At 58.9% G+C, this 13728-nt stretch carries 11 protein-coding genes and 4 tRNA genes; 2 read left to right on the forward strand and 13 right to left on the reverse strand.

Annotated features, from left to right (window positions below; genetic code table 11):
• Position 1 precedes the first annotated feature (1 nt).
• Together hemX and hemY are read left to right on the forward strand one after the other, a co-directional pair.
• Positions 2-1186 carry a uroporphyrinogen-III C-methyltransferase gene (gene hemX, locus AB8804_RS17935; protein WP_371188566.1) on the forward strand — a complete coding sequence of 395 codons (1185 nt, stop codon included), beginning with the start codon at positions 2-4 and terminating at the stop codon, positions 1184-1186.
• 2 nt (positions 1187-1188) lie between these two features.
• Positions 1189-2388 (forward strand): protoheme IX biogenesis protein HemY, encoded by a 1200-nt coding sequence (gene hemY / locus AB8804_RS17940; RefSeq protein ID WP_371188568.1) that lies wholly within the window; start codon positions 1189-1191, stop codon positions 2386-2388.
• 539 nt (positions 2389-2927) lie between these two features.
• Here hemY and AB8804_RS17945 read toward each other — a convergent pair.
• From AB8804_RS17945 to wecB, 13 genes are all read right to left on the reverse strand, one after another.
• Positions 2928-3004: transfer RNA gene (locus AB8804_RS17945), tRNA-Pro, on the reverse strand.
• A 46-nt stretch (positions 3005-3050) separates the two neighbouring features.
• Positions 3051-3137, reverse strand: a tRNA-Leu gene (locus tag AB8804_RS17950).
• Positions 3138-3159: 22 nt separating this feature from the next.
• Positions 3160-3235, reverse strand: a tRNA-His gene (locus AB8804_RS17955).
• 64 nt (positions 3236-3299) lie between these two features.
• Positions 3300-3376: transfer RNA gene (locus AB8804_RS17960), tRNA-Arg, on the reverse strand.
• Positions 3377-3478: 102 nt separating this feature from the next.
• Positions 3479-4864 carry an amino acid permease gene (locus AB8804_RS17965; protein ID WP_371188570.1) on the reverse strand — a complete coding sequence of 462 codons (1386 nt, stop codon included), beginning with the start codon at positions 4862-4864 and terminating at the stop codon, positions 3479-3481.
• A 196-nt stretch (positions 4865-5060) separates the two neighbouring features.
• A complete protein-coding gene (wecG, locus tag AB8804_RS17970; RefSeq protein WP_371188572.1) occupies positions 5061-5801 on the reverse strand; it encodes a lipopolysaccharide N-acetylmannosaminouronosyltransferase in 741 nt (246 codons plus the stop codon).
• Between the two features lie 12 nt (positions 5802-5813).
• The gene (wzyE, locus tag AB8804_RS17975; RefSeq protein WP_371188574.1) at positions 5814-7166 is read right to left on the reverse strand and encodes an ECA oligosaccharide polymerase; all 1353 of its coding nucleotides are present in this window, start codon (positions 7164-7166) and stop codon (positions 5814-5816) included.
• Positions 7163-8242, reverse strand: coding sequence for a TDP-N-acetylfucosamine:lipid II N-acetylfucosaminyltransferase (locus AB8804_RS17980; protein ID WP_371188576.1), 1080 nt, complete (start codon positions 8240-8242; stop codon positions 7163-7165). The genes wzyE and AB8804_RS17980 overlap by 4 nt, the downstream gene beginning before the upstream one ends.
• Positions 8239-9489, reverse strand: coding sequence for a lipid III flippase WzxE (gene wzxE, locus AB8804_RS17985; protein WP_371188578.1), 1251 nt, complete (start codon positions 9487-9489; stop codon positions 8239-8241). Before wzxE ends, AB8804_RS17980 begins: the two co-directional genes overlap by 4 nt.
• 1 nt (position 9490) lies before the next feature.
• Positions 9491-10621: a dTDP-4-amino-4,6-dideoxygalactose transaminase gene (gene rffA, locus AB8804_RS17990; RefSeq protein ID WP_371188580.1), complete on the reverse strand. Its 1131-nt coding sequence runs from the start codon at positions 10619-10621 to the stop codon at positions 9491-9493.
• A gap of 4 nt (positions 10622-10625) precedes the next feature.
• A complete protein-coding gene (gene rffC, locus AB8804_RS17995) occupies positions 10626-11303 on the reverse strand; it encodes a dTDP-4-amino-4,6-dideoxy-D-galactose acyltransferase (protein ID WP_371188583.1) in 678 nt (225 codons plus the stop codon).
• Positions 11300-12562: a UDP-N-acetyl-D-mannosamine dehydrogenase gene (wecC, locus tag AB8804_RS18000; RefSeq protein ID WP_371188585.1), complete on the reverse strand. Its 1263-nt coding sequence runs from the start codon at positions 12560-12562 to the stop codon at positions 11300-11302. Before wecC ends, rffC begins: the two co-directional genes overlap by 4 nt.
• A complete protein-coding gene (gene wecB / locus AB8804_RS18005; protein ID WP_371188587.1) occupies positions 12559-13689 on the reverse strand; it encodes a non-hydrolyzing UDP-N-acetylglucosamine 2-epimerase in 1131 nt (376 codons plus the stop codon). The genes wecC and wecB overlap by 4 nt, the downstream gene beginning before the upstream one ends.
• Between the last annotated feature and the right edge of the window lie 39 nt (positions 13690-13728).

Genomic DNA, 13728 nt, shown 5'->3' on the forward strand with positions numbered 1-13728 from the left:
AATGACGGAACACGAAAAATCCTCCGCCGTGGTTGAAGAGACCAGGGAAACTGCGGACATTACGCCGCAGCCAGAAACGACTGAGAAAACCGTTGAGAAGAAAAACGGCGGCAGTAAAACCAGCCTCGCGCTGAGTGCGATTGCCATCGCCATTGCGCTGGCGGCAGGCGTCGGCCTGTACGGCCTGGTGAAGCAACAGGGCACCAACCAGACGGCGACCAGCGATGCGCTGGTCAACCAAATCACCGCCCTGCAGAAAGCGCAGGAGACGCAAAAATCCGAGCTGGAAGGCGTGATCAAGCAGCAGGCCGCCGAGCTGGCTGACGCGAACGCGAAGCAGCAGGCGCTGACGAAACAGCTCGACGAGGTTCAGCAAAAGGTTGCGACCATTTCCGGCACCGACGCCAAAACCTGGCTGCTCTCGCAGGCGGATTTTCTGGTTAAGCTCGCCGGGCGTAAGCTCTGGAGCGATCAGGACGTAACCACCGCCGCCGCGCTGCTGAAAAGCGCCGACGCCAGCCTGGCGGATATGAATGACCCAAGCCTGATCAACGCACGCCGCGCCATCACCGAAGATATCGCCAGCCTGTCTGCGGTTTCGCAGGTGGATTACGACGGCATCATCCTCAAGGTTAACCAGCTTTCAAACCAGATTGATAACCTCCAGCTGGCGGATAACAACGACGACGACTCCCCGATGGACTCTGACGGCACCGAGCTTTCCAGCTCGCTGAGCGAGTGGCGCATCAACCTGCAAAAAAGCTGGCAGAACTTTATGGACAGCTTCATCACCATTCGCCGCCGCGACGAGACCGCCGTGCCGTTGCTCGCGCCAAATCAGGATATCTATCTGCGCGAAAACATCCGCTCTCGCCTGCTGGTCGCCGCGCAGGCCGTGCCGCGCCATCAGGAAGAGACCTACAAGCAGGCGCTGGATAACGTCTCGACGTGGGTGCGCGCGTATTACAACACCGACGACGCCACCACGACCGCGTTCCTGGAAGATATCGACAAGCTGAGCCAGCAAAACATCACCATGAGTGTGCCGGACAAGCTGGTCAGCCAGCCGATTCTGGAAAAGCTGATGCAGACCCGCGTGCGTAACCTGCTGGCGCAGCCGGGCGTTCCGGCAGAGCCTCAGGCTGCAGCGCCAGCCGTAGCACCTGAAGCGCCACAAGGAGAGTAACGATGCTTAAAGTTCTCTTCCTCTTTATCTTGCTTATCGCCGGGATCGTCCTCGGCCCGATGCTTGCCGGCCATCAGGGCTACGTGCTGATCCAGACCGATAACTACAACATCGAAACCAGCGTGACGGGTTTGGTCATCGTTCTGATTCTCGGCGTGGTCGTGCTGTTTGCTATTGAGTGGATCCTGCGCCGCCTCTTCCGCACCGGCGCGCATACCCGCGGCTGGTTCGTGGGCCGCAAGCGTCGCCGCGCCCGCAAGCAGACCGAACAGGCGCTGCTTAAGCTGGCCGAAGGCGATTATCAGCAGGTTGAAAAGCTGATGTCGAAAAATGCCGACCATGCCGAGCAGCCGGTGGTGAACTATCTGCTGGCCGCGGAAGCCGCGCAGCAGCGCGGCGATGAAGCCCGCGCGAATCAGCACCTTGAGCGCGCGTCCGAGCTGTCCACGAAAGATCCGATTCCGGTTGAGATCACCCGCGTTCGCCTTCAGCTGGCGCGTAACGAAAACCACGCGGCGCGCCACGGCGTCGATCGCCTGCTGGAGATCACCCCGCGCCATCCGGAAGTGCTGCGCCTTGCCGAGCAGGCCTACATCCGCACCGGCGCGTGGGGCTCGCTGCTGGACATCATTCCGTCCATGGCGAAAGCCGACGTGGGCGATGATGAGCACCGTGACGAGCTGCAGCGCATGGCGTGGATTGGCCTGATGGATCAGGCGCGAGCCGATCTGGGCAGCGACGGTTTGAAAACCTGGTGGAAGAATCAGAGCCGCAAAACGCGCCAGCAGGTTCCGCTGCAGGTGGCCATGGCGGAACATCTGATTGAATGTGACGATCATGACACCGCTCAGGAGATCGTGCTCGACGGCCTGAAGCGCCAGTACGACGATCGTCTGGTAATGGTGATCCCGCGCCTGAAAACCAACAATCCAGAGCAAATCGAAAAAGCGCTGCGTCAGCAAATCAAAACCGTGGGCGATCGCCCGCTGCTGTGGAGCACGCTCGGCCAGTCCCTGATGAAGCACGGCGAATGGCAGGAGGCGAGCCTCGCCTTCCGCGCGGCGCTGAAGCAGCGTCCTGACGCGTACGATTACGCCTGGCTTGCGGATTCGCTGGATAAGCAGCACAAGCCCGAAGAGGCCGCCGCTATGCGGCGCGACGGGCTCCTGCTAACGCTGCAGAACAACGGTAACCAGCCGTAAACACTAAGGAGGCCAGAAGGCCTCCTTTTTTTGCCCATAAAAAAACGCCTGCTATAAAAGCAGGCGTTAAAACAGGTCTATAAGACAACATATTTGGTGCTTCACTCAACGTTGTGTCCATGGTGTTTGATGAGGCCGAAGCGACATCTGTCAGTGGACGATAAGCACCGTAAACGGCTCTGCGTCATTCCTGAGTTTATGAGGCACTAAGGCGAACATAAGAGATGGAATGAGCATCTACGCGTATATTATTGCACGTAACGTGCCAACTTAACACGCAGAACTTTTACATCGCGCAACATTTTAAGATAAAAGGAAATTTTGCGGTTAAGCACCGTCTTAAGCGCCCGATCGCGCCGAGTACCGCGTCTAAACGTCGCCATCTGGAGACAATAAACGCGCATAAATAATATTAACTTTTATAACAATAAGTTAAGTGTCACCGAAATGCGACATGGAGAAAGCGTGTTGTCGTGAGGAAGCTACAAAGACAGGGAATTGCAGAAAACAAAAAACCCCGCCGAAGCGGGGTTCAAAATTGGTCGGCGAGAGAGGATTCGAACCTCCGACCCACTGGTCCCAAACCAGTTGCGCTACCAAGCTGCGCTACTCGCCGATGTACTGCTTTTTTGAATTTTTAGTTCAATTCATTTAAAAAGTCGTGGTGCGAGGGGGGGGACTTGAACCCCCACGTCCGTAAGAACACTAACACCTGAAGCTAGCGCGTCTACCAATTCCGCCACCTTCGCAATTCACAACTCTTTCAAATAATGGGGTGGCTAATGGGATTCGAACCCACGACAACTGGAATCACAATCCAGGGCTCTACCAACTGAGCTATAGCCACCACTGTATTCTTTCACGCGGTACTGACTACTTCTCAGACCACCGCAGCTCCAGCACCGGGTTAATGGTGCGCCCGACAGGATTCGAACCTGAGACCTCTGCCTCCGGAGGGCAGCGCTCTATCCAGCTGAGCTACGGGCGCTTAGCGCCGTTGCGGGGCTGGATATTACGTACCTCCGTCCCCGCTGTCTAGTGCTTTTTAGAAAAAAATGCGCGTTTGGTTATGGTTTGCACATTTTGCCGCTTAATCCTCCACTTTCTGCGTCGAGGCGCGGCGGCCCAGGCCAAAAAGCTTGTACGCAGCCGTCACGGCGGCGAGGAAGATAATCCCGACAAACAGCGACATGCGGGTATCTTCATTAAAGTACATCCCGATTAATACGCAAATCAGGAAGGCCATCGTCATGTAGTTTGCATACGGGAATAAAATCGAGCGGAACGGGTGGCTGGCAATCGCCTGCCTGTACGCCTGACGAAAGCGCAGCTGGCTAATCAGGATCACGAACCACGGCACCATGCCCGGCAGCACGCTGGCGCTGTAGACGTACACAAACACGCGCTGCGGATTAGGAATAATGTAGTTCAGGCAGGAGCCGATCAGCAGAATGACAATCGATACCGCCACGCCCGCCACCGGGACGCCCGCGCGCGAGACTTTGCTCATTGCCGCCGGCAGCTGGTTGTTTTTGGAGAGCGCGTAGAGCATGCGCCCGCAGCTGTACATCCCGCTGTTACAGCCGGAGAGCGCTGCCGTCAGGACGACAAAGTTGATGATACCTGCCGCCGCGGTGATGCCAATCTTCGCAAAGGTGAGCACAAACGGGCTGCCGGTGGTGCCGATTTCGTTCCATGGGAAAATAGTGACGATGACGAAGATCGCGCCCACATAGAAAATCAGGATGCGCCACAGGACCTTGCCCACCGCGCTGCGCAGCGTGACCTGCGGGTTCTTCGCTTCACCGGCGGTAATGCCGATCAGCTCAACGCCCTGGTAGGACGCCACCACGATGCACAGCGCCGTCAGGAAGCCCTTCCAGCCGCCCGCGAAAAAGCCGCCGTGCTCGGTCAGATTGCCAAAGCCAATCGAATGGCCGCCGTTGCCAAAGCCAAAGAAGATCACGCCCAGGCCAACGATAATCATCACGATAATGGTGGTGACTTTGATCATCGCGAACCAGAACTCGATTTCACCGTAAAGGCGCACCGCCGCGAGGTTGGCGAGCGCCACCAGGCCAACGGCAATCAGCGCGGGTATCCACTGGACCATGTCCGGGAACCAGAACTGCACGTAGACCCCTATCGCGGTGATCTCCGAGATGCCGACCGCCATCCACATAAACCAGTACGACCAGGCCGTGAGGTAGCCAAAGAAGGGGCTCATATAGCGGTGCGCGTAAACGGCGAAAGAACCGGTCACCGGCTCCATAAACAGCATTTCGCCCATCGAGCGCATGATGAAGAAAACGAACAGCCCGGCGATGATATACGCCAGTAAAACGGAAGGCCCTGCCCATTTGAGCGTGCTTGCGGAACCCATAAACAGGCCCACGCCGATCGTGCCGCCCAGCGCGATCAATTCAATGTGTCGAGCTTCCAGACCACGCTGGAGCTCCGGTTTTTTCTCTGCCATAAATCCTCGGTTGTGTTTGCTGTTTACCGGCTTTTGCCGGTTATTGTTTTTAGGGGGTACTGAAATACGGAGCGAATGGTTTCGCAAAATCGGGGAAATGGCAAACGATGCATTAAAAAAATGAATGCATTGCACATAAACGCAGCAGTTTTGCAGGGGAGTTGCAGCGCGAGTAGCATATCGCGCTACATTTTGATTACATTTTTCCGGTGTAGTGCCAGCTTAGGTAGCGCAGCAGGCGGATCTGTCGTTTGATTCGCGTCGGCTGGGACAGCAGACGGTAGAGCCACTCCAGTCCCAGCTTTTGCCATATCTTCGGCGCGCGCTTAACGTGGCCGGTGAAGACATCATACGTGCCGCCAACGCCCATGTAGAGCGCATCCGGGCTAACAAGGCGGCAATCGCGCATCAGGATCTCCTGGCGCGGCGAGCCCATGGCCACGGTGACAATCTTCGCCCCGCTGTCGCGCACGCGTTCAAACAGCGCCTGCTTGTCTTCCGGTTTGAAGTAACCGTCCTGGCTGCCCACGATGTTAACATTCCATTGACGACGCAGCTTCTCCTCGGTTTGTGCAAGCACGTCAGGCTTGCCGCCGATCAGGAAAACCGGCGTCCCTTCCGCTCCGGCGCGCGCCATCAGCTCTTCCCACAGGTCGGCTCCGGCCACGCGTGAAACATTAGCGCCGGGATACTTTTTGCGGATTGACCGCACCACGCTAATGCCGTCCGCGTACTTAAACTCGGCCGCTTCAATCAGGCTTCGCACCTCGGCGTTATCTTCTACCGCCAGCATCTTTTCCGCGTTGATCGCCACCAGCGTGCCCGATTTCATCTCTCCGTCGGCAAACAGATAATCGAGCGCGTGCTGCATATCGCGCCAGCCAATAAGCTGCAGGCCGCGCAGCGCGTAGCGCGGTGCGGAGGTTGTGTCAGTCATTACGATCCTTACTCAGACTTGCGACAGCGTTGTGCTGCCCCGTGGCTCGCGTCTGTGGATAAGCCCTGCGCTCTCAAACAGCCAGTACAGCAGCTTGGCGAGCAGCAGGCAGATGCCAAAAACCACCATAAAGAAAACGACGCGCGAAACGAACGAATCCAGCCCCTCGCGCGCCAGGACGATCATATTGAAAATGGCACCGAAACAGAAACTGTGCAAAATTGCCGCCTTGTAGCGATTCGTCTCCCGGTTGCCGAGCGCGTAGAGCCAGTCGAACCATTTGATGATCAGCCCCACGGCAACGGCTCCCGGCAGGATGAACCACGTGCCGCCCATCACCACCAGCGAGCCGATCAGCGTCGGCGAAATCGCCAGCCCGGAGTGGTTATTCAGCACTTCCCAGGTGAAGTAGTTCGCGGTGTTGAGCACCGCGCCCGGACGGTCCGGCCACAGCCAGGTCGGGATAAAGACGTAGAAGTCGCGCACGATGGGCGCGAGCCCCTGGAAGTCAATTTTGTCGTAGTTTTGCAGCAGCAGCGCCAGGTTTTCCCACGGCGAGAAGGTGTCGCGCGTCAGGTAGAGGAACGTGTAGAACGCCTCGTCACCGGCCACGTTCAGCCCATAGCGCTTGAGCGCCAGCCAGAACATGCCCACGATGCCAAACACGCCCGCCGCCGCCAGCATCCACAGAGAGATCCAGCCGCGAATGATGCCGATAAACAGGAAAATGGCGAAGGCGATAATGATGTTGGCGCGCGTGCCGCCGACGATCATGTAGGTGAGGATGCCGAACGCGACGGTGCTGACCAGGAAAAAGAGCCAGGCCTTGCTGTCCTGTCGCAGGAAGAAGACCACCAGCATCGCCGGAATGAAGAAGTAGAAGAAGCGCTTGAGCGCCACGCCGGACACTTCGGCGGAAAAAATCTGGCTGTAGGACTGGAGCTTAAACAGCAGAAAACCGTTGTGCATGAAGAAGACGCCCACGCTCACCAGCGCGATGGTCATCAGCATCACCCACGTCAGGTGCGTCTCTACCCGGTTCATGGTGAACAGCGCCCTTCGGTGCGCCGTCTCCTTAACGGACCGCAGCCGCGTCTTGTAGGTGACGTAGTACACCGCGTAGAAGCAGGTGGCCGACAGCAGCGCTTCCAGAAGGATTTCCGGCGGCGCAACGCCTACGTCAAAGCGGAAAACCAGGACGCTGGTTAGCGGAAAGCCGAAGTAAAAGGTGAGCAGAAACAGCAGCGAGAAGAAGACGTTGAAGTTAAATCGCACGCGGCGAAACTCAAACCACGTCAGCGTGGCGATAAACAGCGTGCTCAGCAGCCACACCACCAGCAGGCCGCTAAATTGCAACTGGCTCATGCCGTCTCTCCTGAGGCGATACGCAGCGCGCGGTGCCACGGCGTAAGGTAGTTCGGGCTAAAGAAGTCGATGGCGTTCTTATCCACCAGCGCCAGCTGACGCTGCGCTTCACGCACGACCTCAACGTTCAGCGCGTCGGACGTAAACAGCACCGGAATGTGCTGTTCAGCCATATCCTGCCAGAAGGGGTTTTCGCGATTCAAGACGCACGGCACGCCAGCCTGTATGAGCAGACACAGCGTGCCAATCCCCTGCTGGCGGGCAAAGATAAAATAGCCGAGATCGCACCTGCGCAGCAGCGCGAGGTAATCGTCAAACGCCAGCTTATCGCGCAGAACGTTCACGTTCTCTTCGCTGAAAAGCGTCAGCGCCTGCTGGCGCACGTCGTCGATATAAGCGTCGTTGTTGGCCGGGTAGCCCATCGGCACCACCACGTTGACCGTATCGCCAAACTGCTGATGGACCGCGCGCAGCGCCGCGACGTGTTCGTTGCTGCGATCGCCGGAGTTCCCCACCAGAATCGTCAGCTTGCCCTCACGTTGCGAATCGTTCGCCATCGCGTTCAGCGCCGGGTCCATGCGGGTCGGGAAATAGAGCAGCTCGCCGCGCACGTTGGGGTGCTGTTTTGCAAAGTAATTGAGATCGCCACGGGTGGCGAACACGCGGCCCACGCGCCCCTGCGCCATGCGGCGCAGGGGATAGAAGAGGCGGAATTTCCAGCCGCGGGAGACTTCATACAAATCGGCTCCCCAGACGTGCCAGCTGCACTGCGAAGGCTTGATCCCGCCGCTCAGCAGCGCCAGCCACAGGCCGGTATTGAACTGGCCGTGGAAAAAGAAGCGCTGCGAGCGATTGGCTTTTGCCTTCGCGACAACCGCCTTCGCCAGCGCCGCTTTGTTCGGCCAGAAGGTGATGTTCAGCGCCGGGCACGCCGCGCTCAGTCCGTTATCCTGGCCTGCCACCATAAACTCGCGCGCATCAGACGAGCCGGACGCCAGCTCGTCGTTGAAGAACCGCAGCACGGTCTGGTTATGGTGTGGAATATCCGAACCCAGTATGTGAATCAGTGCAGTCATGCGCGTTTACGCCAAAGTAAAAATACGCCGCAGCAGGCAGCGAAATAAACGATATAGGTTGCCATGTAGGCCTGAGCGGCGCCCAGCGCGCCGTGCGCCGGGATCAGCCAGTGGGCGAACGCCGTCAGCAGCGCAAACTGGCTCACCTCTGCGAGGATATACAGCCGCAGCGACGCTTTGGCAATCACCAGATAGCCGAAAACGTAAGCACCTACTTTCAGTACATCCCCGACCAGCTGCCAGGCAAAGAGGTCGCGCATGGCGGTAAACTTCGCCGAAAAGAGCAGCCAGATCGCCACGTCGCGCAGCAGCCAGACGGTAAAACTCGCCACCGCTACCGCCGGTAAAACAAAGCGCAGGGAGCGGAGGATTTCGCGGGTAATATCCTGCTTTGTGACAAGGCGCGATAGGGTCGGCAGCAGCCAGACGCTAAAGGACGCGGTGATAAACTGGAGGTAGGCGTCAGAAATGCTGCTTACGCCCTGCCAAATTCCCACCTCATCCCAGCTGTAGTGCGCCGCCAGCAGGTTTCGCATCATCACGTAGGCGACAGGCAGCGTGACGGACGTAATGAGCGCCATCAGGGTAAATTTACCCAGCTGCCCCGCCAGCACCTTGTCCCACTGCGGCTTGAGATAGCGCAGCGGGATATCGCCTCTGCGCATCAGCATAAACGCGGCGGGAATGACCACCAGCGCAGGCACCAGCGCCAGGCCCAGAAGCGCGCCCTCATAGCCGCCGAGGCGGTAGCAGAAGTAGTAGGCGATTACGCCAATAATGCTGCCGAGGATCAGCGCCAGCGCGTTTCCGGCCGCGTCGCGGAAGCCTTTCATCAGCGCCAGCAGCAGGTTCGCCCAGGCGATCCCCATCTGAACAAGCGCAACCAGCCGCACCAGGCCTTGATAGTGCGTGTGGCCAAACAGCCCCTGGCTTATCGGCGCTGCCGCCAGCAAAAAGACCACCGCCAGCAGCGTGGAAAAGCCCAGCACCATGGAGGATGACGTTCCCACGACGGCGCGGAGCTTGCCGGGATCGTCATGGTGCTGCGCCACGTACTTGGTTACGCCGTTAAAGATACCGGCACCCGCCAGAACGCCCAGCACCGTCACCAGCTGGCGAAAGTTGCCCGCCAGCCCAACGCCTGAGGGGCCAAAGGAGACGGCCAACAGCTTGACGACCAGCAGTCCGGCACCAATTTTTACAAGCGTGGACGCGGCGGTCCACACCGATGCTTTTGCCAGTGACATATCAGCCGAAGTAGCTCAGGAGGGTATTGATCACCGTGCGCTGGTTAACCGGCGCGAGGTTGTAGAACAGTGGCAATCTAAGTAAGCGCTCACTTTCTTTCGTGGTATAGCGATCTTCACCCGCAAACGTGCCAAACGCTTCGCCTGCCGGGCTGGAGTGCAGCGGAATGTAGTGGAATACCGCCATGATCTCCGCCTCTTTCAGCCAGGCGATCAGCCCGCTGCGATCGTCGTTATCGCGCAGCTTGATGTAAAACATGTGGGCGTTATGCACGCAGTCGGCCGGAACGGTAGGCAGCTCGATACGTCCGGCTTTCGCCAGCGGCTCCAGCGCGTCGTAGTAGGTCTGCCACAGGGACAGGCGCTGAAGATTGATGCGCTCGGCGGCTTCCAGCTGCGCCCACAGGTACGCGGCCTGCAGGTCGGCCATCAGGTAGCTTGAGCCGATATCGCGCCAGGTGTATTTGTCCACCTGACCGCGGAAGAACTGGCTGCGGTTCGTACCTTTTTCGCGGATCACTTCCGCGCGCTCCACCAGCGCGCGGTCGTTAATCAGCGTCGCACCGCCTTCACCGCCCGCCGTGTAGTTTTTGGTTTCATGGAAGCTAAAGCAGCCGATGTGGCCGATGGTGCCCAGCGCGCGTCCTTTGTAGGTGGACATCACGCCCTGCGCGGCGTCTTCCACCACGAACAGGTCGTGCTTTTTGGCAATCGCCATGATGATGTCCATTTCGCAAGCGACGCCCGCGTAGTGGACCGGCACAATCGCCCGGGTGTTCTCGGTGATCGCCGCTTCAATCAGGGTCTCATCGATGTTCATGGTGTCCGGACGCACGTCCACGAACACGATTTTGGCTCCGCGCAGGACAAAGGCGTTCGCCGTGGAGACGAAGGTGTAGCTTGGCATGATCACTTCATCGCCGGGCTGGATGTCCAGCAGCAGCGCCGCCATCTCCAGCGAGGCGGTGCAGGACGGCGTCAGCAGCACCTTGGCGCTGTGAAAACGCTGCTCCATCCACTGCTGGCAGCGATGGGTAAACCCGCCGTCCCCGCAGAGCTTGCCGCTGCCCATGGCTGACTGCATATAGTCGAGTTCTGTTCCCACAACGGGAGGCGCATTAAAGGGGATCATCTTGTCACCTGTATAACCAGTAGGCGGTGGCATCAACGTTGGCGCCACTCGCGATATAACGTTTAAGCGCGGCGGTGTTGCCCATCTGGGTCGCCACCCGCAGCGTCGAAAGATGTTGCTGTTGCGCCCAGCGCAGCGCCGCCTGCATGAGCTTTTCGCCCATGCCGCGCCCGGCCAAAAGCCCAATGCGGGCCTCGCGTTCATTCAGCTTGCGCAGGGAAACAAACCCGCTGATGTGGCTACCCTCTGCGCGAAAAACGAGACAAACGTGATCGAACGTGCCCTTGACCGCATTCTCTATCCACTGGGCGTAGAAGCGGCCGCTGTCCGCCGGCGCGTACCAGGGCGCGCGAAAGCGGCTCTGGGCAAACGCCTCTGCCGCCAACTGGCGCAGTACGGCGATGTCCTGCTCTGTAGCAATTTCCGCACCGGGCGACGCGTGTTGGCCCACCGCGATGGAGAGATCGACCTCGCCCTCAACCAGCTGAAAGCCCCGCCGCTGCAGCGCGTCCAGCAGATCGGCGCGGCCCGCGGGGATTTTAGCCTGCACGCGCTGCCAGGCTGAAAGGTCAGCCTCGGAAAGCGCGGGAGCCTCCTCGCGCAGGCGCACGATGGCCGAAGGAACGGCAAAAAAGGCGCTTTCCCACTGAAGGGGTTCCAGCACGCCGTTCAGGTCACTCAACGCCAGACGCCTTTGGTATCAACGACGTATTTCTGCGAAACGGCATCGGCAGGCGTTGCTTTAAACTCTTTGTGATCCACCAGCAGCACCAAAACATCCGCCGTCGCCAGCGCGTCGTCGAGCGCGGTAAGCGTGCAGTTATCTGCCAGCGTCGCCGGAAGCGCATGGATATTCGGCTCAACCACCAGCGTTTCACCGCTGTGCCAGCCTGCGATCGCGTCGGTAATTTCCATTGCCGGGCTTTCGCGCAGATCGTCGATGTTCGGCTTGAACGCCAGGCCGAAGCAGGCGATTTTCAGCTCGCTGGCGCGCTTGCCGCTTTCGGCAAGGCAGTCCGCTACCGCAGCCTTAACCTGATTCAGCACCCAGTGCGGCTTGCTGTCGTTAACCTCGCGCGCGGTGCGGATCAGGCGGGCCTGCTCCGGGTTCTGCGCCACAATAAACCACGGGTCGACGGCGATGCAGTGTCCGCCCACGCCCGGGCCCGGCTGCAGGATGTTCACGCGCGGATGGCGGTTCGCCAGGCTAATCAGCTCCCAGACGTTAATCCCGCGATCGGCACAAATCAGCGACAGTTCATTCGCAAAGGCGATATTGACGTCGCGGAAGCTGTTTTCCGTCAGCTTGCACATTTCGGCGGTGCGGGAGTTGGTCACCACGCATTCGCCTTCAAGGAAAATCTTGTACAGCTCGCTGGCGCGCGCGGAGCACACCGGCGTCATGCCGCCGATCACGCGGTCGTTCTTAATCAATTCCACCATCACCTGGCCCGGCAGAACGCGCTCGGGGCAGTAGGCGACGTTGATATCCGCCTGTTCACCCGCCTGCTGCGGGAAGGTCAGGTCGGGACGCGCATCGGCCAGCCACTGCGCCATCTGCTCCGTCGCGCCCACCGGCGAGGTGGATTCCAGAATCACCAGCGCGCCTTTCTTTAGTACGGGCGCAATGGATTTTGCCGCGGCCTCCACGAAGGCCATATCGGGCTCGTGGTCGCCTTTGAACGGCGTCGGAACGGCAATCAGGTAGGCATCGGCTTCGACCGGTGTCGTGCTGGCGCGCAGAAAACCGCCGTCAACGGCCTCTTTCACCACGCGATCGAGATCCGGCTCCACGATATGAATTTCACCACGATTGATGGTTTCCACCGCGCGCGCGTTGATGTCCACGCCCACAACCTGCTTTTGACGAGAGGCGAAGGCCGCCGCGGTAGGCAGCCCAATGTAGCCAAGACCAATGACAGAGATGGTAGTAAAACTCATAGCGTTACCCGATTGTGTTTAAGTGCATGCAAAATACGCTCACAAGCCTGCCCATCGCCGTACGGGTTATGGGCCCGGCTCATCGCCTGGTACTCATCGTCATCGTGCAGCAGGCGCGTTACTTCGTCGACGATACGCTGCTTGTCCGTGCCCACCAGGCGCACCGTACCGGCTTTTACCGCCTCCGGGCGCTCTGTGGTTTCACGCATGACCAGCACCGGCTTGCCGAGAGAAGGTGCCTCCTCCTGAATGCCGCCGGAGTCCGTCAGGATCAGCCAGGCGTGGTTCATCAGCCAGACGAACGGCATGTAGTCCTGCGGTTCAATCAGCAGCACGTTTTCAACGTGTCCCAGAATGCGGTTCACCGGCTCGCTGACGTTAGGATTGAGGTGGACCGGATAGACGATTTGCACATCTTTATTGTTGGCGGCGATGTCCGCCAGCGCGTGGCAAATCTGCTCGAAGCCGCGGCCAAAGCTTTCGCGGCGGTGGCCCGTCACCAGAATCGTCTTCTTACCGTTGTTCAAAAACGGATAGCGGGCGGCGAGCTCGGCCTTAAGATCGTCACTGGACAGCACCCGGTCGCGCACCCAGATCAGCGCGTCGATCACCGTATTCCCGGTGACGAAGATTTGCTTATCGGAGATATTTTCGCGAAGCAAATTCTGGCGAGAATTTTCCGTTGGCGCGAAGTGGAACATCGCCAGATGGCCGGTGAGCGTGCGGTTGGCCTCTTCCGGCCACGGTGAATAGAGGTTGCCGGTGCGCAGGCCCGCTTCGACATGACCAACGGGAATGCGCTGATAAAATGCGGCCAGGCTGGTCGCCACGGTGGTGGTGGTATCACCATGCACCAGCACCACATCGGGCTTGAAGGATTCCAGAATCGGCTTGAGCTCTTGCAAAATACGGCAGGTGATCTCCGTCAACCCCTGCCCCGGTTTCATAATATTAAGATCGTAATCCGGGACGATAGAAAAGAGAGTTAAGACCTGATCGAGCATCTCACGATGCTGCGCGGTAACGCACACCCTTGCGTCAATATCAGGATCTCTGGCTAGCGCATGAACCAGAGGTGCCATCTTGATGGCCTCCGGCCTGGTGCCAAATACGGTAAGTACTTTCACATCGATTCTCTTCGATTGGACGATGAAGGCCGGAGCCTT

Source organism: Enterobacter sp. KBR-315C3_2022 (assembly GCF_041399425.1).
Lineage (GTDB): Bacteria > Pseudomonadota > Gammaproteobacteria > Enterobacterales > Enterobacteriaceae > Enterobacter.

Bases quoted from the DNA above. Each gene is read 5' to 3' on its own strand.
- wecG (WP_371188572.1), bottom strand. From the start codon at position 5,801: ATGACTGACACAACCTCCGCACCGCGCTACGCGCTGCGCGGCCTGCAG.
- hemY (WP_371188568.1), top strand. From the start codon at position 1,189: ATGCTTAAAGTTCTCTTCCTCTTTATCTTGCTTATCGCCGGGATCGTC.
- wzyE (WP_371188574.1), bottom strand. From the start codon at position 7,166: ATGAGCCAGTTGCAATTTAGCGGCCTGCTGGTGGTGTGGCTGCTGAGC.
- rffA (WP_371188580.1), bottom strand. From the start codon at position 10,621: ATGATCCCCTTTAATGCGCCTCCCGTTGTGGGAACAGAACTCGACTAT.
- AB8804_RS17980 (WP_371188576.1), bottom strand. From the start codon at position 8,242: ATGACTGCACTGATTCACATACTGGGTTCGGATATTCCACACCATAAC.
- hemX (WP_371188566.1), top strand. From the start codon at position 2: ATGACGGAACACGAAAAATCCTCCGCCGTGGTTGAAGAGACCAGGGAA.
- wzxE (WP_371188578.1), bottom strand. From the start codon at position 9,489: ATGTCACTGGCAAAAGCATCGGTGTGGACCGCCGCGTCCACGCTTGTA.
- wecC (WP_371188585.1), bottom strand. From the start codon at position 12,562: ATGAGTTTTACTACCATCTCTGTCATTGGTCTTGGCTACATTGGGCTG.
- AB8804_RS17965 (WP_371188570.1), bottom strand. From the start codon at position 4,864: ATGGCAGAGAAAAAACCGGAGCTCCAGCGTGGTCTGGAAGCTCGACAC.